General features: G+C 68.4%; 20 protein-coding genes and 1 pseudogene. 18 read left to right on the top strand and 3 right to left on the bottom strand.

The window, feature by feature from the left end:
• Positions 1–716 precede the first annotated feature (716 nt).
• From FHX80_RS17355 to FHX80_RS17365, 3 genes are all read left to right on the top strand, one after another.
• Positions 717–1142 (top strand): hypothetical protein, encoded by a 426-nt coding sequence (locus FHX80_RS17355; RefSeq protein ID WP_145765018.1) that lies wholly within the window; start codon positions 717–719, stop codon positions 1140–1142.
• Between the two features lie 156 nt (positions 1143–1298).
• Positions 1299–2228 (top strand): hypothetical protein, encoded by a 930-nt coding sequence (locus FHX80_RS17360; RefSeq protein WP_145765019.1) that lies wholly within the window; start codon positions 1299–1301, stop codon positions 2226–2228.
• Positions 2229–2489: 261 nt separating this feature from the next.
• Positions 2490–2714 (top strand): hypothetical protein, encoded by a 225-nt coding sequence (locus tag FHX80_RS17365; RefSeq protein ID WP_145765020.1) that lies wholly within the window; start codon positions 2490–2492, stop codon positions 2712–2714.
• Between the two features lie 80 nt (positions 2715–2794).
• Here the strand turns inward: FHX80_RS17365 and FHX80_RS17370 are convergent.
• Positions 2795–3999: pseudogene (locus tag FHX80_RS17370) on the bottom strand (MFS transporter).
• 272 nt (positions 4000–4271) lie between these two features.
• Positions 4272–5108 carry a C40 family peptidase gene (locus FHX80_RS17375; protein WP_145765021.1) on the bottom strand — a complete coding sequence of 279 codons (837 nt, stop codon included), beginning with the start codon at positions 5106–5108 and terminating at the stop codon, positions 4272–4274.
• Positions 5109–5921: 813 nt separating this feature from the next.
• Between FHX80_RS17375 and FHX80_RS17380 the strand changes: the two genes are divergently transcribed.
• The 15 genes from FHX80_RS17380 (at position 5922) to recQ (ending at position 24320) form a co-directional block, all read left to right on the top strand.
• Positions 5922–6281 carry an NADH-quinone oxidoreductase subunit A gene (locus FHX80_RS17380; RefSeq protein ID WP_145765022.1) on the top strand — a complete coding sequence of 120 codons (360 nt, stop codon included), beginning with the start codon at positions 5922–5924 and terminating at the stop codon, positions 6279–6281.
• Between the two features lie 18 nt (positions 6282–6299).
• Positions 6300–6854, top strand: a complete 555-nt coding sequence (locus FHX80_RS17385) for a NuoB/complex I 20 kDa subunit family protein (RefSeq protein ID WP_024491742.1) — start codon at positions 6300–6302, stop codon at positions 6852–6854.
• The gene (locus FHX80_RS17390) at positions 6851–7576 is read left to right on the top strand and encodes an NADH-quinone oxidoreductase subunit C (protein WP_145765023.1); all 726 of its coding nucleotides are present in this window, start codon (positions 6851–6853) and stop codon (positions 7574–7576) included. The genes FHX80_RS17385 and FHX80_RS17390 overlap by 4 nt, the downstream gene beginning before the upstream one ends.
• Entirely contained in the window at positions 7576–8898 is a 1323-nt protein-coding gene (locus FHX80_RS17395) for an NADH-quinone oxidoreductase subunit D (RefSeq protein WP_145765024.1), read from the top strand. Before FHX80_RS17390 ends, FHX80_RS17395 begins: the two co-directional genes overlap by 1 nt.
• 29 nt (positions 8899–8927) lie before the next feature.
• Positions 8928–9758 carry an NADH-quinone oxidoreductase subunit NuoE gene (nuoE, locus tag FHX80_RS17400; protein WP_123460986.1) on the top strand — a complete coding sequence of 277 codons (831 nt, stop codon included), beginning with the start codon at positions 8928–8930 and terminating at the stop codon, positions 9756–9758.
• Positions 9755–11122: an NADH-quinone oxidoreductase subunit NuoF gene (nuoF, locus tag FHX80_RS17405; RefSeq protein WP_208764677.1), complete on the top strand. Its 1368-nt coding sequence runs from the start codon at positions 9755–9757 to the stop codon at positions 11120–11122. The genes nuoE and nuoF overlap by 4 nt, the downstream gene beginning before the upstream one ends.
• Positions 11119–13626: an NADH-quinone oxidoreductase subunit G gene (locus FHX80_RS17410; RefSeq protein ID WP_145765026.1), complete on the top strand. Its 2508-nt coding sequence runs from the start codon at positions 11119–11121 to the stop codon at positions 13624–13626. The genes nuoF and FHX80_RS17410 overlap by 4 nt, the downstream gene beginning before the upstream one ends.
• The gene (gene nuoH, locus FHX80_RS17415; protein ID WP_145765027.1) at positions 13623–15026 is read left to right on the top strand and encodes an NADH-quinone oxidoreductase subunit NuoH; all 1404 of its coding nucleotides are present in this window, start codon (positions 13623–13625) and stop codon (positions 15024–15026) included. Before FHX80_RS17410 ends, nuoH begins: the two co-directional genes overlap by 4 nt.
• Positions 15019–15741, top strand: a complete 723-nt coding sequence (gene nuoI / locus FHX80_RS17420) for an NADH-quinone oxidoreductase subunit NuoI (RefSeq protein WP_145765028.1) — start codon at positions 15019–15021, stop codon at positions 15739–15741. Before nuoH ends, nuoI begins: the two co-directional genes overlap by 8 nt.
• Positions 15738–16568, top strand: a complete 831-nt coding sequence (locus FHX80_RS17425; protein WP_145765029.1) for an NADH-quinone oxidoreductase subunit J — start codon at positions 15738–15740, stop codon at positions 16566–16568. The genes nuoI and FHX80_RS17425 overlap by 4 nt, the downstream gene beginning before the upstream one ends.
• Positions 16565–16864 (top strand): NADH-quinone oxidoreductase subunit NuoK, encoded by a 300-nt coding sequence (gene nuoK / locus FHX80_RS17430; RefSeq protein WP_024493678.1) that lies wholly within the window; start codon positions 16565–16567, stop codon positions 16862–16864. The genes FHX80_RS17425 and nuoK overlap by 4 nt, the downstream gene beginning before the upstream one ends.
• A 15-nt stretch (positions 16865–16879) precedes the next feature.
• On the top strand, positions 16880–18781 hold the full coding sequence (gene nuoL, locus FHX80_RS17435; RefSeq protein WP_145765030.1) for an NADH-quinone oxidoreductase subunit L: 1902 nt from the start codon (positions 16880–16882) through the stop codon (positions 18779–18781).
• Positions 18782–18786: 5 nt separating this feature from the next.
• Positions 18787–20424, top strand: coding sequence for an NADH-quinone oxidoreductase subunit M (locus tag FHX80_RS17440; protein WP_145765031.1), 1638 nt, complete (start codon positions 18787–18789; stop codon positions 20422–20424).
• Positions 20421–22085 carry an NADH-quinone oxidoreductase subunit NuoN gene (gene nuoN, locus FHX80_RS17445; protein ID WP_208764678.1) on the top strand — a complete coding sequence of 555 codons (1665 nt, stop codon included), beginning with the start codon at positions 20421–20423 and terminating at the stop codon, positions 22083–22085. The genes FHX80_RS17440 and nuoN overlap by 4 nt, the downstream gene beginning before the upstream one ends.
• A 162-nt stretch (positions 22086–22247) precedes the next feature.
• On the top strand, positions 22248–24320 hold the full coding sequence (recQ, locus tag FHX80_RS17450; RefSeq protein ID WP_145767356.1) for a DNA helicase RecQ: 2073 nt from the start codon (positions 22248–22250) through the stop codon (positions 24318–24320).
• Positions 24321–24348: 28 nt separating this feature from the next.
• Here the strand turns inward: recQ and FHX80_RS17455 are convergent, their stop codons facing one another.
• Entirely contained in the window at positions 24349–24969 is a 621-nt protein-coding gene (locus FHX80_RS17455) for a Uma2 family endonuclease (protein ID WP_145765032.1), read from the bottom strand.
• Positions 24970–24999 lie beyond the last annotated feature (30 nt).

A 24999-nucleotide genomic window follows, 5' to 3' on the forward strand; every position in this document is an offset into this window, starting at 1 on the left:
GCAGGCCGAACTGGATCTGCCATTTCCACGACTCGACTCTTCGGCGGTGGAATCCGGGGAGATCCAAGCCCTGCTCCTCCTCGGGCGAGACAGGTGATGCCGGACTATTCCTGCGTCCTGCATCCGGGCAAGGAGCGGGCCGGAGGCGAGGAACGCTGCGAACACACCCGCGTACCCGCGGAGTTTGACGTTCGAGACCAAGGCCGCGCAGACCCGGGCCATGCCCACCAAGGCACATGCCGTCAAAGTCCGTGCGAGCTTCTTCACCGGCGACGAGGTTTACGGCGCCCCGGACGCTTCGTACCACCGGCCGCACCCCGGGCCAGGGCTACGCGGTCGCCGTGCGCACCGGCCACCAGCACTGGCAGGCCTACGCGGCCACTACGGAGACCGGTGCGCCTCCGCTCAGCGCAACACCTCTTCAATCGCATGCCCGGTCAGCTCTACCACTGCCTCCAGCGCCATGCTTTGTTTGACGAACACGCCGCCTGCCCCCTCCAACTCGCCTCCAGCGCTTGGTGAGTTAAGGCCCTGGCCCCAGTACCAAGAGGGCCAGATGAAGCAAACGTGGGCTCCCTGCAAGCACACTGACGAGCACTCATGAGCAATCGGTGCTAACCGCAACGGAGTTGACGCCTTCTCATGATCGACTTCTCATAGTACGATCCGCCAGGGGCAGAGTCCCTGATGGACAAAGCCACGAGGAGGAAACAGGGATGCGTGTCAGAAAAGTCCTTGCCGCAGGTTTCGTAGCCTTTGCTGCAGTTGTGGGGACAGCCGGTACGGCGTCGGCAGCCCCCGCTTATGGGGACTGCCTTTTTGACCAGGTGTGCCTTCACTACAACTCGAGCTCGTACGGGTATGGGGCCTATTTCGCACAGGGTGGGAACATTGCGGACTACTCGGGCCGTTATTTCAAGGCCGGAGAAAATGGCAGTGCCGGCGCAGGCGTCTCGGTGAAGAACAACGCTGCTGCGGTGGACAACCGTGGAACGCCGCGAAATTTCTACCTTTACTACAACAGCAACTACGACTGCAGTGTCGCATGTGTCACCGTTTCGCCGGGTCAGGTGATTAACCTGTCTGCGACGATGAAGAATAACAATGCATCGGGCAAGCTCGGTGCGTCTCAGGTCGGCTGACACCTTGCGAATTCCCGCGGTGGGCCCTGTTCGGATCGCGCTGGCAGGGCCCGCCGCGGCACACTCCACTCAGTAATCCTTTCTCGCATTGTTGCACCGAAAGAGATCGTCCAGGTGTCTCGCCGCTCATGTCGTACAGCCGCCTCCCTGATCCTCTTGCTGCTGCTGGTTGGCTGCACAAACGCTGGCGGAGGTCGCCCCGAGATCAACAGTACGGTGGCGCGTGAAACCGCGCAGACTCCACCTCCCGTCTCTGCCATTCCGGAAATCGATTCCGCAAACGATAAACCGCTGCCACTCGATGCGTACCTGGTGAAGCCGGGACAGCTGTCAATAATCAACAAGGCGTATGCGAAGTCCATCTCTCTCTGCATGACACGATTTGGGTTCACCTATAAGCCCTCGGTGGAATCCCCGGGGCCGCGTGACAGTGATGCTCCTGTCACTCGGACAGACGGCCGGTACGGACACCAGAGTGCCCGATTGATGGCGAAGTGGGGCTATCATTCGGAAGGGGAGGCTTCGGTGAGCCGGTCCAGTTCTGAAGAATCCACGCAGAAAATAAGTCCGGACATGGTGGTCGCCGGGCGCGGTTCCTCCGACCCCAGGAAGGCTTTTGGGCCGGGCGGCCAAATAATTAATGGAAAGACTGTGCCGTATCACGGCTGCATGGGCGAGGCGGTCAAGGAGTTGACCGGCAGAGTGGACGGTGCTCTGTATGACCCGCAAATCGCTATTGATATCAAACTGAAAACTCTGGACGAATCCCAACAAGACGATCGAACCAAAGCCGCATTCGCCAAGTGGTCGCAGTGCATGAAAATCAGGGGCTTCACCTACCAGGATCCCCTGGCGGCGGGAGGCGACCCGGAGTGGCGGAAGGCCGCGGAGCCTACTGCGCATGAACTGAAGGTGGCGACAGCGGACGCGGCATGTCGGCACAAAAGTAACGTGGTGGGTGTTTGGTACGCAGTGGATTTCTCGTACCAGGAGAAAGCCATTGCAGGAAACGCCGCAGCCATGGCCCGCGTAAAAGCCGACTTGGAATCTAAAATGAGGGTCGCCATGCAGGTGCTGGCAAAATGAAGGATTTTCTCCGGTCTGCACCCGCAGTTGTGGACTCCTCCGCTACGGAAGTTAAAATCTTGATTTCGTGTCATTGCTCAGGCGAATCGGATGGGCACCTGCCCGGCTGATGATTCGAAGACGCGCAACAGCCGTTCGAGGACTCCGGGGCCTACATCCCGACCACGCGCCGCATCGTTACCCGCTCGGGGCCGTGACCCGGCCGAATGGCCCGCGTTCCCTCACGGCGACGCCCGCGCCGCCGCGGTCGCCGGTACGGGGTTGTCCGCCCGGGTCGTCACCGCCGCGGCCCTGATCATGGCGTCCGTCTTCATCGTCCGACTCGCCCTCGTCCCCGCCGTGATGGCCATCGCGGGCAAGGAGATCTGGTACCACCCCAAGTGGTACGGACGGCTGATCCCCGACCCCGACATCGAGGGCGAGAAGCTCGAAGGGCACCTCGACCAGTCCAGTCACGACAAGCAGCTCGTCGGGACCAACGTCTGACCCGCACCGGCACCAACGGTGAAGCCGGCCCGCGACACGGGCCGACACCGGCACGGTTTCAACCCACGGGGGCACCTTCGTCAACGGCCTGACGAAGGCGCCCCCGTGCTCCCGCGACCCGCCACCACCACCGCGAGGCCCGCCGTCACCGCCCCGCACCACATGACGGCGCGGAGCGAGGTGTGGTCGACGATCGTGCCGCCGGTCAGCGCGCCGGCGGCCAGTGTTGCCTGGAAGAGGACGCGGTGAACAGGACCGTGGTGGCCTCGGGTGTTCGCGGGGCGGCGCGGGCGAACCAGGTCTGGGAGCAGACCGGGATCGCGCCGTAGCCGGGTCCCCAGACGATGAGCAGCGCGAGCGCGCCCGCGTCGCCCCGGCCGAGGACGGGCAGCAGCGCGGTCGCGGCGGCGATCGTCCCGGCGGCGGCTCCGAACGCGAGGCGTGGGGCGCGTGTGACCAGTACGCCGCCGATGAAGTTGCCCGCCACCCCCGCGGCGCCGTAGATCAGCAGGTATCCGGTGATCTGCCCCGGATCGGCCCGAGTGACCTGCCGCAGGAAGGGGGTGACGTAGGTGTACGCGGCGAAGTGGGCCAGTACGACGAGGAACGTCATCAGCAGGGCGTACCGGGTGCCCGTGCCGCGCAGCAGGGCGCGGAGTACCGAGGGGCGGGTGACCTCGGCCGGGGGCAGGGCGGGCAGGGTCAGGAGGAGCAGGGCCAGGACGCCGGTGCTCAGCAGCCCCATCGTCGCGAACGTGGTGCGCCAGCCCGCCAGATCACCGATGAGCGTGCCGACGGGGACGCCGAGGACGGAGCCGAGGGGTACGGCCGAGAAGATGACCGCCGTCGCCCGTCCCGTCGATGCCGGGCGGACCAGCCGGCCGGCCAGTCCGGCGCCGATCGACCAGACGCCGCCGATGGTGATGCCGACCAGCACCCGGGCGACCAGCACCAGCCAGAAGGCCGTCGCGGCGGCGGTGAGGGAGTTGGCCACCGCGAGCAGCAGGACGAGGGCGCAGAGCATCAGCCTGCGGTCTACGCGGGCCGTCGCGACAGTCACGGTCGGGGCGGCGACCGCGGCAAGGAGCCCCGGCCTGGTCGTCATCAGGCCCGCCGTGCCGTCCGCGACGCCGAACTCGGCCCCGATCGGCGTCAGCAGACCGATCGCCAGGATCTCGGTGGTGACGATGGCGAAGAGGGCCAGCGTCATGGAGAGCACGGCCGACCGGCCGCGTAAGGGCGTGCGGGGTGGGGCGCCGGTGGGGGTGGAGACCGTGATGGACATGGCGGGGCCGTCCTGTGCTCGGTGGAGCGGGGCTGTTCTCCCCAGTTCACAAGCGCACGCGGCCGGTGTCCGGCAGGTTCGCGACGTCAACGTCGCCCACCGGGGGATGTCACGTTCCCGCCGGAGACGCCGACCGGAGACGCCGACCGGAGTCGCCGACCGGAAACGCTGGCCGGAAACGCCGAAGGGCCGCCGCTCCCGAGCGGGGGAGCGGCGGCCCTTCGATGTGCGCCGAGGCGCTTGTGAATCCGTGAACTCAGGGGGGATACGACTCAGAGGATGCGGACCGCGCCGGTCGGCATGTCGTAGTCCAGGGGGCGCTGCACCACACCGGTGGAGGAGTTCTGCGCGCCGACGAACTGGCCGCCGCCCACATAGACACCCACGTGGTACGCGCTGCCCGCGCTGCCCCAGTAAAGGATGTCGCCCGGCTGGAGGTTGCCGAGCCCGACCTGGGTGCCTGCGGTCGACTGGCTCTGCGAGACGCGCGGCAGGTCGACGCCCACCGTGCGGAACGCGGCCTGGACGAGGCCGGAGCAGTCCCACGAGTTGGGGCCGGTGCCGCCGGGCACGTACGCGTCGCCGACCTGCGCCTGCACGAACGCGACGACGGAGGCCGCGGAGCCCGTGGCGGCCGAGGAGACCGGTGCCGAGGCGGTCGACACCGAGGAACCGGATGCCGAGGAGCCCGAGGGGGCGCTGAGCGTCGTGCGCTCGGCGGTGCGGGAGGCGCGCTCGGCGGCCTCCGCCTTGGCCTTGGCGGCCGCTTCGGCCTTCTTCTTGGCCTCGTCCTTGCGGACGGCCTCGGCCTTGGCCTTCTTGGCGGCCTTGGCGGCGGTCGTGGCCGCTGCGTCCTCGTGGGCCTGCGTCTCCAGGTCCAGGGCGACCTGCTGCGTGGCCTCGGCGGACGCCGCGACGGTGGTGGAGAGCCCGGCCGTGATGGTGGGCATCTCGATGGTCTGGGTCACCGGCTCGGCCTGGGCCGGACCGGCAGCGCCTGCGACCGCGATGGTGCTGAGGACACCACCGGCAACTCCGGCTCGGAGCGCCGTCTTCGAGGCGTTCCGGCGGGGCTTCCGGTGGCTGGGTATGAGAGCGGTGTGGGACATGGGTACTAGCGCTATCAGGGCCCCCGGGGTCCCATCAAGAAACGTGTGTTGCGACACAGTTACGTCCGGAATCTGTGAATCCGCTTTCCGGCGGCCCTTATTGACGCCGTAACGGGCAAAACGGACGGACGTGATCATGGCCGTGATCACGGGTTTTCGGCAATACGCCCGAATTGCCCGGCACCTACCATCCGCTCACGCCGTTGGCCAAGCCCGCTTGTATGAGGGAAGCCGTCGGGTGACGCAGGTCACAGCATGGTCTCGGCGTGACGGGTGCGCGAACGCTTCGCGCGAGGGAGCGCGGGACGGGCGGGGTGCCGGGTGAGGGTCGGCCGGGAATCGGCGGCGCACAGTGGCCCATTCGCCCGGAACGGGGTCGATGTCGGGAACCTTCCGCTTCGACCCTCGTGAACCACTGCCTGGGTGTCCGGTTGGCCCGGAGGTCACCCCAGAGTGGGGCAGATCCCTATATCACCGCATCGCGTCCATCTCCAATTTGGTTCTCGGCGGCGCGGCTTGATACGGCAGCACCCCTTTGACCAGCGTCAACGGCATCGAATGTCACGTCTCGTGATCACTCGACCGCTTCGTGTACGAAGATCACCGCTCATCCGACTTCATGATCGTTCGTCAGGTGGTGGAGATCACAAAGACGTTGTCGTACCCCGTGTCGCAGATCACAGGATGGCGGGCATAGGATGCGGGGCAGTCGGGCTTGTGAACTGCCTCACATGTGCACGATCTTGGTGAGGCGGCGAGCCAGATGGCCCGATGAGGTCCAACGGTCAAGGACGACTGGAAGGAGCGAGGAGCGTGAATGCCTACGCGCCCATCCTCGTGCTCGGTGCCCTCGGGGCAGGGTTTGCGATCTTCTCCGTGATCAGCGCCACGCTTATCGGCCCCAAGCGCTACAACCGGGCAAAGCTCGAAGCGTACGAGTGCGGTATCGAACCCACCCCCACTCCAGCCGGAGGCGGCCGCTTTCCGATCAAGTACTACCTGACGGCGATGCTCTTCATCGTCTTCGACATCGAGATCGTCTTCCTCTATCCCTGGGCGGTCACCTTCGACGCCCTGGGGATTTTCGGGCTCGTCGAGATGCTGCTCTTCGTGCTCACCGTCTTCGTCGCCTATGCGTATGTATGGCGTCGCGGCGGCCTGGAATGGGACTGAGGGGCTGAGGGGCACACCATGGGACTCGAAGAGAAGCTGCCCAGCGGCTTCGTGCTGACCACTGTCGAGCAGGCCGCCGGCTGGGTACGGAAGTCGTCCGTATTCCCCGCCACCTTCGGCCTCGCCTGCTGCGCCATCGAGATGATGACGACCGGGGCCGGGCGCTACGACCTGGCCCGGTTCGGGATGGAGGTCTTCCGCGGATCGCCGCGGCAGGCGGACCTGATGATCGTGGCAGGGCGGGTCAGCCAGAAGATGGCGCCCGTCCTGCGGCAGGTCTACGACCAGATGCCGAATCCCAAGTGGGTCATCTCCATGGGGGTTTGCGCGTCATCGGGCGGAATGTTCAATAATTACGCCATTGTTCAGGGTGTTGATCATATTGTCCCGGTTGATATTTATTTGCCGGGTTGTCCGCCGCGTCCCGAGATGCTGATCGACGCGATCCTCAAGCTCCACCAGAAGATCCAGGGCTCCAAGCTCGGGGTCAACGCGGAGGAGGCCGCCCGCGAGGCGGAGGAAGCGGCGCTCAACGCACTGCCCCTGATCGAGATGAAGGGGCTGCTCCGGTGAGCGGGAACGACAACCACAGCGAGCCGAACGCCAACGGCGTCCCCTCCCCGCGCGACGAGACCGGCGAGGTCATCGGCGTGCGCAGGGGCATGTTCGGCGCCGACAACGGCGGCGACACCTCCGGCTACGGCGGGCTCATCCGCACGGTCACCCTGCCGGGCGCCACCTCGCGTCCGTACGGCGGCTGGTTCGACGAGGTGGCCGACGAGCTCGAAGGGGCCCTGGAGGAACAGGGTCTGCTTCCCGACAACGCCATCGAGAAGACCGTCGTCGACCGCGGCGAACTCACCTTCCACATCGCCCGCGAGCACCTGCCCACCGTCGCCAGGACCCTGCGCGACGACCCGGCACTGCGCTTCGAACTCTGTACGGGGGTGAGCGGCGTCCACTTCCTCGGTGACAAGGGACGCGAGCTGCACGCCGTCTACCACCTGCGGTCCCTCACCCACGGCCGGCTCATCCGGCTCGAGGTGTCCGCACCGGACAGCGATCCGCACATCCCGTCCCTCGTCGCGGTCTACCCGACCAACGACTGGCACGAGCGCGAGACCTACGACTTCTTCGGGCTCATCTTCGACGGGCACCCCGCCCTCACGCGGATCATGATGCCGGACGACTGGCAGGGCTTCCCGCAGCGCAAGGACTACCCGCTCGGCGGCATCGCCGTCGAGTACAAGGGCGCCCAGATCCCGGCTCCGGACCAGCGGAGGTCGTACTCCTGATGACCACTCCCCACGCAACACCCAGGGCCACGACCGAGGGGACTGTATATACAGTCACCGGCGGCGACTGGGACGAGGTCGTCCAGTCGGCGGCCGCCTCCGACGACGAGCGCATCATCGTCAACATGGGTCCCCAGCACCCGTCCACACACGGTGTGCTCCGGCTGATCCTGGAGATCGACGGCGAGACCGTCACCGAGGCCCGCTGCGGCATCGGCTACCTCCACACCGGCATCGAGAAGAACCTCGAATTCCGGAACTGGACGCAGGGCACCACCTTCGTCACGCGCATGGACTACCTGACGCCGTTCTTCAACGAGACGGCGTACTGCCTGGGGGTGGAGAAGCTCCTCGGCATCGAGGACCAGATCCCCGACCGGGCCACCGTCCTGCGCGTGCTGCTGATGGAGCTCAACCGGATCTCCTCGCACCTGGTGTGCATCGCCACCGGTGGCATGGAGCTCGGCGCCACGACGATCATGATCTACGGCTTCCGCGACCGTGAACTCGTTCTCGACCTCTTCGAGCTGATCACCGGCCTCCGGATGAACCACGCGTTCGTCCGGCCCGGCGGACTCGCCCAGGACCTGCCCCCGGGCGCGGTCGACCAGCTGCGCGAGTTCGTGAAGACCATGAAGAAGAACCTGCCGGAGTACGACAAGCTCGCCACCGGCAACCCCATCTTCAAGGCCCGTATGCAGGACGTCGGCTATCTCGACCTGACCGGCTGCATGGCGCTCGGCGCCACCGGTCCCGTCCTGCGCTCCGCCGGACTCCCGCACGACCTGCGCAAGACCGACCCCTACTGCGGGTACGAGAACTACGAGTTCGACGTCCCCACGGCGGACAGCTGCGACTCCTACGGCCGCTTCCTCATCCGTCTCGAGGAGATGCGCCAGTCGCTGCGGATCGTCGAGCAGTGCATCGACCGGCTCGCCCCCGGCCCGGTCATGGTCGCCGACAAGAAGATCGCCTGGCCCGCGCAGCTCGCGCTCGGACCGGACGGGCTCGGCAACTCGCTCGACCACATCAGGAAGATCATGGGCACCTCCATGGAGGCCCTGATCCACCACTTCAAGCTGGTGACCGAGGGCTTCCGGGTCCCGGCCGGGCAGACGTACACCGCGGTCGAGTCGCCCAAGGGCGAACTCGGCGTGCACGTCGTCTCGGACGGCGGCACCCGCCCCTACCGGGTCCACTTCCGTGACCCGTCCTTCACCAATCTCCAGGCCATGGCGGCGATGTGCGAGGGCGGCCAGGTCGCCGACGTCATCGTCGCCGTCGCGTCCATCGACCCCGTGATGGGAGGCGTCGACCGGTGACCGAAGCACGCAGCGAAGTCAGTCTGGGGATGCCGCAGCTCCCCGCCCCCGCCTACCCGGCCGAGGTGCGCGCCAGGCTCGAAGCGGATGCGAAGGAGGTGATCGCCCGCTACCCCGGCAGCCGCTCCGCGCTGCTGCCGCTGCTGCACCTCGTGCAGTCGGAGGAGGGGTACGTCTCCCGTACGGGCATGGCGTTCTGCGCCGAGCTGCTCGGCCTCACCACCGCCGAGGTCACCGCGGTCGCCACCTTCTACACGATGTACCGCCGCAGGCCGAGCGGCGACTACCAGGTCGGCGTCTGCACCAACACGCTCTGCGCGGTGATGGGCGGCGACGCGATCTTCGACCGGCTCAAGGACCACCTCGGCGTCGGCAACGACGAGACGACCGAGGACGGCAAGGTCACCCTCGAACACATCGAGTGCAACGCGGCCTGCGACTTCGCGCCCGTCGTGATGGTGAACTGGGAGTTCTTCGACAACCAGACGCCCGAGAGCGCGACGCAGCTGGTCGACGACCTGATCGCCGGCCGCACCGTCGAGCCGACCCGCGGCGCCCCGCTGTGCTCGTACAAGGAGACCGCCCGGATACTGGCCGGTTTCCCCGACGAGCGCCCCGGTGCCGTCCAGGCCACCGGCGGTGCCGGACCCGCCTCGCTGATCGGCCTGAAGCTGGCCAAGGGCGAGGCCACCGGACAGCCGCGGGTGGTCTCTCCGCGTGGTGAGACCCCGCGCGACCAAGCCCCGCGCGACGAACCGCACAAGGGCGCCGAGCACCTCAGCTCCCACGACGCACCGCAGCAGACCTCGGCATCCGACCCGGACCACCCGGCCGGTCCCGCCGCCGAGGAGGGGGAGTGATGACGTTGGCCGCCGAAATCGACAAGAACGGGACCAGTCCCGAGAAGCTTCTGGCACCGGTCCTGTCCGCCTTCTGGGACGAACCCGAGTCCTGGACCCTGGAGACCTACCGCCGCCACGAGGGCTACGAGGGGCTGCGCAAGGCCCTCGCCATGTCCCCGGACGACCTCATCGCGTACGTCAAGGACTCCGGTCTGCGCGGCCGCGGCGGCGCGGGCTTCCCCACCGGGATGAAGTGGCAGTTCATCCCGCAGGGCGACGGCAAACCGCACTACCTGGTGGTCAACGCCGACGAGTCGGAGCCTGGGACCTGCAAGGACATCCCGCTCCTCTTCGCCAACCCGCACAGCCTCATCGAAGGCATCGTGATCGCCTGCTACGCGATCCGCTCCTCGCACGCCTTCATCTACCTGCGCGGCGAAGTCGTCCCCGTACTGCGGCGGCTGCACGAGGCCGTGCGCGAGGCGTACGAAGCGGGCTACCTCGGTACGGACATCATGGGCTCCGGACTCGATCTGGAACTCACCGTGCACGCGGGCGCCGGCGCGTACATCTGCGGTGAGGAGACCGCACTGCTCGACTCGCTCGAAGGACGGCGCGGCCAGCCCCGGCTGCGGCCCCCCTTCCCCGCGGTCGCCGGTCTGTACGCCTGCCCCACCGTGGTGAACAACGTCGAGTCCATCGCCTCGGTTCCCGCGATCCTGAACAAGGGCAAGGACTGGTTCAAGTCGATGGGCAGCGAGAAGTCCCCGGGCTTCACGCTCTACTCGCTCAGCGGACACGTCGCGGGACCCGGCCAGTACGAGGCCCCGCTCGGCGTCACGCTGCGCCAGCTCCTCGACATCAGCGGCGGGATGCGCCCCGGCCACCGGCTCAAGTTCTGGACCCCGGGCGGCTCCTCCACCCCGATGTTCACCGAGGAGCACCTCGACGTGCCCCTCGACTACGAGGGCGTCGGCGCCGCCGGTTCCATGCTCGGAACCAAGGCGCTCCAGTGCTTCGACGAGACGACCTGCGTCGTGCGGGCCGTCACCCGGTGGACCGAGTTCTACGCCCACGAGTCCTGCGGCAAGTGCACGCCGTGCCGTGAGGGCACCTACTGGCTCGTCCAGCTGCTCCGCGACATCGAGGCCGGCAAGGGACAGATGTCCGACCTCGACAAGCTGAACGACATCGCCGACAACATCAACGGCAAGTCGTTCTGCGCCCTCGGCGACGGCGCCGCCTCGCCGATCTTCTCCTCGCTCAAGTACTTCCGCGAGGAGTACGAGCAGCACATCACGGGCAAGGGCTGCCCCTTCGATCCCGCCAAGTCGACCGTCTGGGCCGACGACAAGAACGCTCACCGGGGGGTGAACGCATGACAGTCACCACGAGTGCGCCCTCCGGGGGCGGCGAGGCGGCTCTCCCGCCCGAGGACCTCGTCACGCTGACCATCGACGGCATCGAGATCAGCGTGCCCAAGGGCACCCTGGTCATCCGGGCCGCCGAACTCCTCGGCATCGAGATCCCGCGCTTCTGCGACCACCCGCTCCTCGACCCGGTCGGCGCCTGCCGCCAGTGCATCGTCGAGGTCGAGGGCCAGCGCAAGCCGATGGCGTCCTGCACCATCACCTGCACCGACGGCATGGTCGTCAAGTCGCAGATCACCTCGCCCGTCGCCGAGAAGGCGCAGAAGGGCGTGATGGAGCTGCTGCTGATCAACCATCCGCTGGACTGCCCCGTCTGCGACAAGGGCGGCGAGTGCCCCCTGCAGAACCAGGCGATGTCGCACGGCGACACCGACTCACGCTTCGACGGCAAGAAGCGCACCTTCGAGAAGCCCGTCCCGATCTCCACCCAGGTGCTGCTGGACCGTGAGCGGTGCGTGCTCTGCGCGCGCTGCACCCGGTTCTCCAACCAGGTGGCGGGCGACCCGATGATCGAGCTGCTCGAGCGCGGCGCGCTCCAGCAGGTCGGCACCGGCGAGGGCGATCCGTTCGAGTCGTACTTCTCCGGCAACACCATCCAGATCTGCCCCGTCGGGGCACTGACCTCGGCGGCGTACCGGTTCCGTTCCCGCCCCTTCGACCTGGTGTCGTCGCCCTCGGTGTGCGAGCACTGTGCGGGCGGCTGCGCCACCCGCACCGACCACCGGCGCGGCAAGGTCATGCGGCGGCTCGCCTCCAACGACCCCGAGGTCAACGAGGAGTGGCTCTGCGACAAGGGCCGCTTCGGCTTCCGCTACGCGCAGCAGCGCGACCGGCTCACCACCCCGCTGGTACGCAACGAGGCCGGTGAGCTGGAACCGGCGAGCTGGCCCGAGGCACTGGAGGCGGCCGCCGCCGGACTCTCCGCCGCACGCGGCCGGGCCGGGGTCCTCACGGGCGGCCGGCTGACCGTCGAGGACGCGTACGCGTACAGCAAGTTCGCCCGGATCGCCCTGGACACCAACGACATCGACTTCCGGGCCCGGGTGCACAGCAGCGAGGAGGGCGACTTCCTGGCCTCCCGCGTCGCCGGGCGCGGACGCGATCTGGACGGCAGCGGGGTCACGTACACCTCGCTGGAGAAGGCCCCGACCGTGCTGCTGGTCGGCTTCGAGTCCGAGGAGGAGGCGCCCGGCGTCTTCCTGCGGCTGCGCAAGGCGAACCGCAAGCACGGCCAGCGGACCTTCGCCGTCGCCTCGCACGCCACCCGCGGGCTCACGAAGGCGGGCGGCACGCTGCTGCCGGCCGCCCCCGGTACCGAGACGGAGTGGCTGGACGCGATCGCGGGCGGTGTCGGCCTGGACGGCGACGGCGCGGCCGCGGCCGAGGCGCTGCGCGGTGCCGGCGCCCTGATCGTGGTGGGGGAGCGACTGGCCGGCGTGCCGGGCGGTCCGACCGCCGCGGTACGGGCGGCGACCGCCACCGGCGCGACCCTGGTGTGGATTCCCCGGCGGGCCGGCGAACGCGGTGCGCTGGAGGCGGGCGCACTCCCGTCGCTGCTGCCCGGCGGCCGCCCGTCCACCGACCCGCGGGCCCGGGACGAGGTGGCGGCGCTCTGGGGCGTCGCCGAACTCCCGTCCCGGTTCGGCCGCGACACCGGCCAGATCATCGAGGCCGCGGCCACCGGCGAACTGGGCGCGCTGCTCGTCGCCGGGGTCGAGACCGCGGACCTGCCCGATCCGGGCCGGGCCCTGGAGGCCCTGGACCGGGTCGGCTTCCTGGTCTCGCTGGAGCTCCGGCCCAGCGAGGTCACCGACCGCGCCGATGTGGTGTTCCCGGTGGCCGCGGTCGCCGAGAAGTCCGGCACCTTCCTCAACTGGGAGGGCAGGGCGCGGATGTTCGAGGCCGCGCTGAAGCCCGAGCAGATGACCCGGACCCTGGCACCGGGCGACGCCCGGGTGCTGCACATGCTGGCCGACGCGATGGATGTCCACCTCGCGCTGCCGGACCTGAAGTCGGTGCGCCGCGAGCTGGACCGGCTCGGCGGCTGGCAGGGCGCGCACGCGGACAGCCCGCGCGAGCCGGCCCAGCCGCTGCCCCGGCCCGGCGACGGCGAGGCGGTCCTCGCGGGCCACCGGCTGCTGCTCGACCTGGGCCGGCTCCAGGAGGGCGATGCGGCGCTGGCCGGGACCCGGCACGCCGCGGTCGCCCGGCTCTCCGCCGGCACCGCCGCCGAGACCGGCGTCAAGGACGGCGATCTGCTGGCCGTCAGCGGACCGGCGGGCAGTGTCGAACTCCCGCTCCAGGTCACCGACATGCCGGACCGGGTGGTCTGGGTGCCGCTGAACTCCGTCGGACGGGGCGTACCGGCCGGTACTGGTGCCCAGCCCGGCGGTCTGGTGCGGATCGGCCCCGCCGCACCGGGTACTCCCGACGTCACACCGGAGGTGCGAGCGTGACTGCCTTCGCTCAACTGGCCGCGGCCCCGCACGGCGCGGTGCTCGCCGCCGAGGACCTGTCGATGTTCGGCACCGACCCCTGGTGGCTCGTCGTCGTCAAGGCGGTCTTCTGCTTCGCGTTCCTGATGGTGACCGTGCTCTTCTCCATCGTGTGGGAGCGCAAGGTCGTCGCCTGGATGCAGCTGCGCATCGGTCCCAACCGGCACGGCCCCTGGGGCATGCTCCAGTCGCTCGCCGACGGCATCAAGCTGATGCTGAAGGAGGACCTGGTCGTCAAGCGGGCGGACAAGGTCGTCTACGTCCTCGCCCCGATCGTCGCCGCCGTACCGGCGTTCATGGCGATCGCGGTGATCCCGTTCGGCCCGTCCGGCAACGAGGTCTCGATCTTCGGGCACCGTACGGCGATGCAGCTCACCGACCTGCCGATCGCGATGCTCTACATCCTCGCGGTCGCCTCGGTCGGGATCTACGGCATCGTGCTGGCGGGCTGGTCCTCCGGATCGACGTACCCGCTGCTCGGCGGCCTGCGCTCGTGCGCGCAGATGATCAGCTACGAGATCGCGATGGGCGCCGCGTTCGCCTCGGTGTTCCTCTACTCCGGGTCGATGTCGACCTCGAAGATCGTGGAGGCGCAGCAGGACCGCTGGTTCATCCTGCTGCTGCCGGTCTCGTTCATCATCTACATCATCACGATGGTCGGTGAGACCAACCGCGCCCCGTTCGACATGCCGGAGTCCGAGGGTGACCTGGTCGGCGGATTCAACACCGAGTACTCGTCGATCAAGTTCGCGATGTTCATGCTTGCCGAGTACGTCAACATGGTCACCGTCTCCGCGGTCTCCATCACCCTGTTCCTGGGCGGCTGGCGGGCCCCGTGGCCGATCAGCACCTTCTGGGAGGGCGCGAACCACGGCTGGTGGCCGATGCTCTGGTTCGTCATCAAGGTGCAGCTGCTGCTGTTCTTCTTCATCTGGCTGCGCGGCACGCTGCCCCGGGTCCGCTACGACCAGCTGATGAAGCTGGGCTGGAAGGTCCTGATCCCGGTCTCCGTGGTCTGGCTGATGCTGGTCGCCACGGTGCGGGCGCTGCGCAACGAAGGCTACGACTACTCGAAGATCCTGCTCTACGTGGCCGGGGCCGTGATCGCGATCCTGCTGATCTCCTTCGTCGTCGACATGTTCCGCGACAAGAAGGGCCGGGAGGTCGCGCAGGACGCGAAGCCGGAGCCCGAGTTCGACCCGATGGCGGGCGGATTCCCGGTGCCACCGCTGCCCGGACAGACCCTGCCGCCGGTGCCGCGGCGAGTGCCGCGCCGTGAGCGAGAGCTCGTTGTCAGTGGTGGCGTGGATACTCAGAGTGACGGAAATCCGAGTGACGGAAAGGAGGCCGACCATGTCTGAACTGCCTGAGTCGCGGGGGTCCGAGAGGCCGCCGAAGGCCACCGGGCCGACGGGGTCGAGCGCGGCTTCCGGGGGTTCGGGGGCCGGCGGGTCCGCCCAGTCCCCGCAGTCCTCGGACGACAAGTTCCAGAATCCGGTGGCCGGCTTCGGCGTGACCTTCAAGGCCATGTTCAAGAAGCGGCTGACCGAGCAGTATCCGGAGACGCCGAAGGTGACGGCGCCGCGCTTCCACGGCCGGCACCAGCTCAACCGTCACCCGGACGGCCTGGAGAAGTGCATCGGCTGCGAGCTGTGTGCCTGGGCCTGCCCGGCGGACGCGATCTACGTCGAGGGCGCGGACAACACCGACGAGGAGCGCTACTCCCCGGGGGAGCGCTACGGCCGCGTCTACCAGATCAACTACGCGCGCTGCATTCTCTGCGGACTGTGCATCGAGGCCTGCCCGACCCGGGCGCTGACGATGACCAATGAGTTCGAGCTCGCCAACACCACCCGCGAGAGCCTCATCTACACCAAGGACGAGCTGCTCGCGGGCCTGGAGGAAGGCATGGTCGACAGCCCGCACGCGATCTTCCCCGGCACGGACGAACAGGACTACTACCGGGGCCTGGTGACCGAGGCCGCCCCCGGTACGGAGCGCCAGGTCGCCGTCTCCAAGGGTGAGAAGCCGTCCGACAGCGAGAGCAACGGCTCGGCGCAGGAGGTGGACGCATGACCGGCCTGGCCGCTGCGGCCTCCCAGACGTCGACCGGCGAGGCCTTCCAGTTCTGGGTGCTCGGCACCGTCGCCGTGCTCGGCGCGCTGTCCACCGTACTGATGAAGAGGGCCGTGCACAGTGCGCTGAGCCTCGCCGGGACCATGATCGTCCTGGCGGTCTTCTATCTCGCCAACGGCGCCTACTTCCTGGGCATCGTCCAGGTCGTCGTCTACACCGGCGCGATCATGATGCTGTTCCTCTTCGTGGTCATGCTCGTCGGTGTCACGGCGGCGGACTCGCTGAAGGAGACCCTCAAGGGTCAGCGCTGGATGGCCGTCGGCTGCGGGCTCGGCTTCGGTGTCCTGCTGATCGCGGGCATCGGCAACGCCTCGCTGAACAGCTTCAACGGGCTCGGCACGGCCAACACCGAGCACGGCGGGAACGTGGAGGGGCTCGCCAGCCTCATCTTCACCAAGTACGTCTTCGCCTTCGAGATCACCGGCGCACTGCTGATCACCGCGACCGTCGGCGCGATGGTGCTCACCCACCGCGAGCGCACCGAACGGGCCAAGAACCAGCGGGAGATGTCCGAGGAGCGCGTACGCAGCAGTCATCTGCCGCCGCTGCCCGCCCCCGGTGTCTACGCCCGGCACAACGCCGTGGACATCGCCGGAATGCTCCCCGACGGCACACCGTCGGAACTCACCGTGATGCAGACGCTGCGCAAGCGCGGCCAGATGCGCGATGTGTCCCACGAGTCGCTCGCCGAACTCAAGGCGCTCGAACAGCGCTCCGGCGAACGGCTCGGCCGGGACACCGCAGAAGAAGAGGAGGTCGCCAAGTGAATCCGGTCAACTACCTCTATCTCGCCGCGCTGTTGTTCACCATCGGCGCGTCCGGGGTGCTGATCAGGCGGAACGCGATCGTGGTGTTCATGTGCGTGGAGCTGATGCTCAACGCCTGCAACCTCGCGTTCGTCACCTTCTCCCGCATGCACGGAAACCTCGACGGCCAGATCATCGCCTTCTTCACGATGGTCGTCGCCGCCGCGGAGGTTGTTGTCGGGCTGGCGATCATCGTGTCGCTGTTCCGTTCCCGCCACTCGGCCTCGGTCGACGACGCCAGCCTGATGAAGCTGTAAGGGGCGCTGGACCCAATGAACGCAGAGAACCTGATTGCGCTGCTTGTCGCGGCGCCCCTGCTCGGAGCGGCGGTGCTGCTCTGCGGCGGCCGACGCCTTGACCGCGCGGGCCACTGGCTCGGCACCCTGTTCGCCGCCGCCTCCTTCGTGATCGGCGTGGTGCTCTTCCTCGACATGCTGGGGAAGGGCGCCGACGACCGGGCGCTGCACCAGAAGCTGTTCAGCTGGATTCCGGTCGAGGGCTTCCAGGCCGATGTGGCCTTCCAGCTCGACCAGCTGTCGATGACCTTCGTGCTGCTGATCACCGGTGTGGGCACGCTGATCCACATCTACTCGATCGGCTACATGGCGCACGACGAGCGCCGGCGCCGCTTCTTCGGCTATCTGAACCTGTTCCTCGCGGCGATGCTGATCCTGGTCATCGCCGACAACTACCTGCTGCTGTACGTCGGGTGGGAGGGCGTCGGTCTGGCGTCGTACCTGCTCATCGGCTTCTGGCAGCACAAGCCCAGCGCGGCCACCGCCGCGAAGAAGGCCTTCCTGGTCAACCGGGTCGGCGACATGGGCCTGTCGATCGCGATCATGCTGATGTTCACCACCTTCGGCACCTTCGCCTTCGGCCCCGTCCTGGCGGCCACCGGCCAGGCGAGCGAGGGCAAGCTGACGGCGATCGGCCTGATGCTGCTGCTCGCCGCCTGCGGCAAGTCCGCCCAGGTGCCGCTGCAGTCCTGGCTGGGCGACGCGATGGAGGGCCCGACCCCGGTCTCGGCCCTGATCCACGCCGCCACCATGGTGACCGCGGGCGTCTACCTCATCGTCCGGTCCGGCGCGATCTTCAACGCCGCCCCCGACGCACAGCTGGTCGTCGTGGTCGTCGGTGCGGTCACGCTGATCTTCGGGGCGATCGTCGGTTGCGCGAAGGACGACATCAAGAAGGCCCTCGCGGGCTCGACGATGTCGCAGATCGGCTACATGATCCTGGCCGCCGGGCTCGGCCCGATCGGCTACGTCTTCGCGATCATGCACCTGGTGACGCACGGCTTCTTCAAGGCCGGGCTGTTCCTCGGCGCCGGTTCGGTCATGCACGGCATGAACGACGAGGTCGACATGAGGAAGTACGGCGGCCTGCGCACGTACATGCCGGTCACCTTCATCACCTTCGGGCTCGGCTACCTCGCGATCATCGGCTTCCCCGGGCTGTCCGGCTTCTTCTCCAAGGACAAGATCATCGAGGCGGCCTTCGCCAAGGGCGGCACCGAGGGCTGGATCCTCGGCGCGGTCACGCTCCTGGGCGCCGCGATCACCGCGTTCTACATGACGCGCGTGATGCTGCTGACGTTCTTCGGCGAGAAGCGCTGGCAGCCGGACGCCGAAGGACAGGCGCCGCATCCGCACGAGTCCCCGAAGTCCATGACCATCCCCATGATCGTGCTGGCGTTCGGTTCGGTCTTCGCCGGAGGCTTCTTCTCCATCGGCGACCGTTTCCTGCACTGGCTGGAGCCCGTCACCGGCCACGACCACGGCGACGCCCCGGTCAGCGCGACCACCGTCACCGCCGCCACCATGGTGGTGCTCGTCATCGGTGTCGGCATCGCCTGGATGATGTACGGGCGCAAGCCTGTGCCCGCCGTCGCCCCGCGCGGTTCGCTGCTCACCCGGGCCGCCCGCCGCGATCTCCTCCAGGACGACTTCAACCACGTCGTCCTGGTCCGCGGCGGCGAGCACCTCACCCGCTCCCTGGTCTACGTCGACCACACCCTGGTCGACGGTGTCGTCAACGGCACGGCCGCCTCGATGGGCGGGCTCTCCGGCCGGCTGCGCAAACTGCAGAACGGCTACGCCCGCTCCTACGCGGTCTCGATGTTCGGCGGTACGGCGGTTCTCATCGCCGCGACCCTGCTGATGAGGGCGGTCTGATCACCATGTCCTTTCCCCTCCTGACAGCGACGGCGGCGATCCCGGCGATCGGCGCGATCGCCACCGCCGCCGTCCCGGCCGCGCGGCGCACGTTCGCCAAATGGCTGGCGCTGCTCTTCTCGCTGGCCACCCTCGTCCTGGCGGGCATCGCGCTCGCCCGCTTCGAACCCGGCGGCAGCCGCTTCCAGCTCACCGAATCGCACGCCTGGATCAAGGACTTCGGCGTGCGGTACGAGCTGGGGGTGGACGGCATCGGCGTGGCGCTCATGGCGCTCACCGCCCTGCTCATGCCCTTCATCATCCTGGCGGCCTGGCACGACGCCGACCCGTCCCCAAGCTCTCAACTTCGTTCGAGCAGGGGAGGCCCCAACGAGAACAAGCCCTATCGATGGCGGCCCACCCAGGGCTTCTTCGCCCTGATGCTGATGACGGAAGCGATGGTGATCCTCTCCTTCGAGGCCACCGACGTCTTCCTCTTCTACATCCTGTTCGAAGCCATGCTCATCCCGATGTACTTCCTCATCGGCGGCTTCGGAGACCGGGCGACCTCCTCCGGCGCCGCTGCGGCGGCGGCGGGTGGCGGCGACGAGAACGCCGCGTCCCAACGCTCGTACGCGGCAGTGAAGTTCCTCCTCTACAACCTGGTCGGCGGCCTCATCATGCTGGCCGCGGTGATCGGGCTCTACACGGTCGCCGGGACGTTCTCGCTCTCCGAGATCGCCGAGGCCCGCGCCAACGGCACGTTCTCCATGGCGACCAGCACCGAGCGCTGGCTCTTCCTCGGGTTCTTCTTCGCCTTCGCGGTGAAGGCCCCGCTGTGGCCGCTGCACACCTGGCTGCCCAACGCCATGGGCGAGGCGACCTCCCCGGTCGCCGTGCTGATCACCGCGGTCGTCGACAAGGTCGGCACCTTCGCGATGCTGCGCTTCTGCCTCCAGCTCTTCCCGGAGGCCAGCAAGTGGGCCACGCCGGTGATCCTGGTCCTGGCGCTGATCAGCATCGTGTACGGGGCGCTGCTCGCCGTCGGCCAGCGCGACATCAAGCGGCTGATCGCCTACGCGTCGATCTCGCACTTCGGCTTCATCGTCCTCGGCATCTTCGCGATGACGAGCCAGGGGCAGTCGGGCGCGACGCTGTACATGGTCAACCACGGCATCTCGACGGCCGCGCTGATGCTGGTGGCGGGCTTCCTGATCAGCAGGCGCGGCTCGCGGCTCATCGCCGACTACGGCGGAGTGCAGAAGGTGGCCCCGATCCTGGCGGGCACCTTCCTGATCGGTGGTCTGGCCACCCTGTCGCTGCCGGGGCTCGCCCCGTTCGTCAGTGAGTTCCTGGTCCTGGTCGGCGTGTTCTCCGCGTACCCGGTGATCGGCATCATCGCCACCACCGGGATCGTGCTCGCCGCGATCTACGTCCTCGTCCTCTACCAGCGGACGATGACGGGACCGGTCAAGGCCGAGGTCCAGGGCATGGCGGACCTCAAGGTCCGCGAGCTGGTGGTGGTCGTCCCGCTGATCGCACTGCTGATCTTCCTGGGCGTCTACCCGAAGCCGCTGACGGAGATCGTCAACCCGGCGGTGCAGCACACCTTGTCGGACGTACAGAAGAAGGACCCCCAGCCCCAGGTGGAGGCAGTCAAGTGAGCGCAACAGCTGTCCACAGCCTGTGGACAATGGCGGGCGGGGTGACAACGGCGGCCCCTGACGAGAAGTTCAAGGCGCCGGTCATCGAGTACACCCAGCTGACCCCGGTCCTGATCGTGATCGGAGTCGCCGTCCTGGGCGTACTCGTCGAGGCCTTCGTGCCACGCCGGGCCCGCTACTACACGCAGGTCTTCCTGACGGTCGCCGCCCTCGTCGCCGCGTTCGCCGCGGTGATCGGCCTGGCAACAGACGGATACAGTACGACAAAGGCGCACATCGCCGCGATGGGTGCCGTCGCCATCGACGGGCCCGCCCTGTTCCTCCAGGGCACCATCCTGCTGACGTCGCTGGTCGCCGTCTTCACCTTCGCCGAGCGGCGGCTCGACCCCGCCTCGCACGGCAACCGCGTCGACTCGTTCGCCGCACAGGCCGCGTCGGTACCCGGCAGCGACAGCGAGAAGGCCGCGGTCAAGGCCGGATTCACCACCACCGAGGTCTTCCCGCTGATCCTCTTCTCGGTGGCGGGCATGCTGGTCTTCCCCGCGGCCAACGATCTGCTGACGCTCTTCGTGGCCCTGGAAGTCTTCTCGCTCCCGCTCTACCTCCTGTGCGCCGTCGCCCGCCGCAAGCGGCTGATGTCGCAGGAGGCCGCGGTGAAGTACTTCCTGCTCGGCGCCTTCTCCTCGGCGTTCCTGCTCTTCGGGATCGCCCTGATCTACGGGTACGCGGGCTCCGTCTCGTACGCCCGGATCGCCTCCGTCGTGGACGGCTCCATCCAGCAGATCGACCCGGCGCTCGCCGACACCATGGGCAACGACGCGCTGCTGCTCATCGGCGGCGCGATGATCCTGACCGGCCTGCTCTTCAAGGTCGGCGCCGTCCCGTTCCACATGTGGACCCCGGACGTCTACCAGGGCGCCCCGACCCCGGTCACCGGCTTCATGGCCGCGGCCACGAAGATCGCCGCGTTCGGTGCGCTGCTGCGCCTGCTGTACGTGGTGCTGCCGGGCCTGAACTGGGACCTGCGGCCGATCATGTGGGGCGTCGCGATCCTCACGATGCTGGGCGGTGCGATCGTCGCCATCACCCAGACCGACATCAAGCGGCTGCTCGCCTACTCCTCGATCGCGCACGCCGGCTTCATCCTCGCCGGTGTCATCGCGGGCACCCCCCAGGGCATCTCCTCGGTCCTCTTCTACCTGGGCACGTACTCCTTCGTGACGGTCGGCGCCTTCGCCGTCGTCACCCTGGTGCGCGACGCGGGCGGCGAGGCGACGCACCTGTCGAAGTGGGCCGGGCTCGGCCGGCGCTCGCCGCTGGTCGCCGCGGTCTTCGCGGTGTTCCTGCTGGCCTTCGCCGGTATCCCGCTCACCTCGGGCTTCTCCGGGAAGTTCGCGGTGTTCAAGGCCGCGGCCGACGGTGGCGCCGGCGGACTGGTCGTCGTCGGTGTGATCTCCTCGGCGATCGCCGCGTTCTTCTACATCAGGGTCATCGTGCTGATGTTCTTCAGCGAGCCGAAGGCGGACGGCCCCACGGTCGCCGTCCCGTCCCCGCTGACGATGACCACGATCGCTGTCGGTGTCGCGGTGACGCTGGTGCTGGGCGTGGCCCCGCAGTACTTCCTGGACCTGGCGAGCCAGGCGGGAGTCTTCGTGCGGTAGGGCAGACGTACCACCGCTGGAACAGCGCCGGACGGGCTTGGAAGTCAAGCCCGTCCGGCGCTGTCGTAGGCGGCGCCTATCGTGGCAGGGGAGTGCAGGGACGGAACGGGCCGAATGCCGGGGGACAGAGCAATGAGCGGGACGGGCGTGACAGGCGTGACCATGGGTGTGACCGAGAGCGACGCGCAGCAGACGCTCCACCGGGTTTTCGGGTACGAGACGTTCCGCGGCGAGCAGGAAGCGGTCGTCGACCACGTGGTGGCGGGCGGGGACGCCGTCGTGCTCATGCCGACCGGTGGCGGCAAGTCGCTCTGCTACCAGATCCCGGCCCTGGTCCGATCCGGCACGGGCATCGTCATCTCGCCGCTGATCGCCCTGATGCAGGACCAGGTGGACGCCCTGCGGGCGCTGGGCGTGCGCGCCGGATTCATCAACTCCACGCAGGACCTCGACGAGCGGCGCTCCATGGAGGCCCAGTACGTCGCCGGTGAGCTCGACCTGCTGTACCTGGCCCCGGAGCGGCTCCGGCTGGACTCCACCCTCGGCCTGCTCTCCCGCGGTGAGATCGCCGTCTTCGCCATCGACGAGGCGCACTGCGTCGCCCAGTGGGGCCACGACTTCCGGCCCGACTACCTGGCCCTGTCCGTGCTGGGCGAGCGCTGGCCCGACGTCCCGCGCATCGCGCTGACGGCGACGGCGACCGCGGCCACCCACCAGGAGATCACCCAGCGCCTGGGCATGCCCGACGCCAAGCACTTCGTGGCGGGCTTCGACCGGCCCAACATCCAGTACCGGATCGTGCCCAAGGCCGACCCGAAGAAGCAGCTGCTGTCCTTCCTCAAGGAGGAGCACGCCGGGGACGCGGGCATCGTCTACTGCCTCTCGCGCAATTCCACCGAGAAGACCGCCGAGTACCTCTGCCGCAACGGCATCGAGGCAGTCCCCTACCACGCGGGTCTGGACGCCGGCACCCGAGCGGTCCACCAGTCCCGCTTCCTGCGCGAGGAGGGCCTGGTCGTCGTCGCGACGATCGCCTTCGGCATGGGCATCGACAAGCCGGACGTGCGCTTCGTCGCCCACCTCGACCTGCCGAAGTCCGTCGAGGGGTACTACCAGGAGACCGGCCGGGCCGGCCGGGACGGCGCCCCCTCCACGGCCTGGATGGCCTACGGACTCCAGGACGTCGTCCAGCAGCGCAAGCTCATCCAGGGCGGCGAGGGCGACGAGGCCTTCCGCCGCCGGGCCGCCTCGCACCTGGACTCCATGCTGGCCCTGTGCGAGACCGTACGGTGCCGCCGGGCCCAGCTGCTGAAGTACTTCGGCCAGGAACCCGCCACGGACTCCTGCGGCAACTGCGACACCTGCCTGGCCCCGCCCGAGACCTGGGACGGCACGGTGGTCTCCCAGAAGCTGCTGTCCACGGTGGTACGGCTGAAGCGGGAACGCGGACAGAAGTTCGGCGCGGGCCAGATCATCGACATCCTGCTGGGCCGCAAGACCGCGAAGATCATCCAGTTCGACCACGACCAGCTCTCGGTGTTCGGCATCGGCGAGGAGCTGGCCGAGGCGGAATGGCGTGGCGTGGTCCGGCAGTTGCTGGCCCAGGGTCTGCTCGCGGTCGAGGGCGAGTACGGCACGCTGGTGCTGACGGAGGAGAGCGGCTCGGTGCTCGGCCGGGAGCGCGAGGTGCTGCTCCGCAAGGAGGCCGCGAAGCCCGCCTCACGCTCCTCGAAGGGCGAACGGAAGGCGAAGTCCTCGGCGGCGGCCGCCGAGCTGACCGCGGAGGCCACCCCGGTCTTCGAGGCGCTGCGTGCCTGGCGCGGCGCCCGGGCGAAGGAGCTGGGCCTCCCGGCGTACGTCATCTTCCACGACGCGACGCTGCGCGAGATCGCGACGCTGCGTCCGGCCTCGACCGCCGAGCTCGGTGGCATCAGCGGCCTGGGGGAGAAGAAGCTGGCGACGTACGGGGACGGGGTGCTGGAAGTGCTCGCGTCGTTCGGTGAGGCGGCACCGGCCTCGGAACCCGCACCGGCCTCGGAGCCCGCACAGGCACCGGAGCCCGCACAGGCACCCGCATCGGCGCCCGCGGCTGTGGAAGCGCCCCCGGCCGCGACACCCGCCCCGGCGGCCGCACCCGCACCAGCCGCGGCCACCCCTGCCGCCGCCCCCCGCCCCGCCGTCCAGGGCGCCGATCCGGAGTTCGGCTGGGACGAGGAGCCGCCCGAGTACGAGTGAGCGTGAGGCGCGGCGGGCGGCGGCCGGTCTACTCGGAGGCCGTCGCCCGGCGGCGGGAGACGATCGCGGTCAGGTCGAGGTCGACGGGGAAGGGCACGGACACCTTCATCCGGTCGTGGAAGATCCCGGTGGAGGTGTAGGCCCCGGTCGCCGGCTCCAGCTCGAAGACGTGGACGACCGCGTGGCCGTCCTGGTTCTCCACCCGCCAGTAGTGCGGGATCTTCGCCCGCGCGTACTTCACGGGCTTGGTCTCCCGGTCACGGGTGACGGACTCGTCGGCCACGACCTCGATCGCGAGCAGCACGCTGCTCGCCGGGAATCGTGTCTGCCGCAGACTCTCGACCGCTTCGGCGCGGACGACGACCACATCGGGTTCCGGCCGGTTCTGGAAGTCGACGTCGATGGTGAAGTCCCGCACGACCTCCAGTTCGGGTGGGGCCGACGACTGCAACTGCCCATTGAAGAAGTCGACCGCCCGCGCATGGAATACGGTCTGCGGACTCACGAAAACCAGGCTCCCGTCGATCAGCTCCGTGTGCGGAGGCAGATTCGGAAGCGTGTCCAGGTCATCGGCGGTCCAGCCGCCCACGGGCGGGACCGCCCACCGCGGCCGGTGGGCCTCGGGTTCGATGCTCTTCGGTGCTCCCATGGACGCAGTCTCGCGGGAGCATCCCGCGTA

Origin of the sequence: Streptomyces brevispora (assembly GCF_007829885.1) — a bacterium.
GTDB lineage: Bacteria > Actinomycetota > Actinomycetes > Streptomycetales > Streptomycetaceae > Streptomyces > Streptomyces brevispora.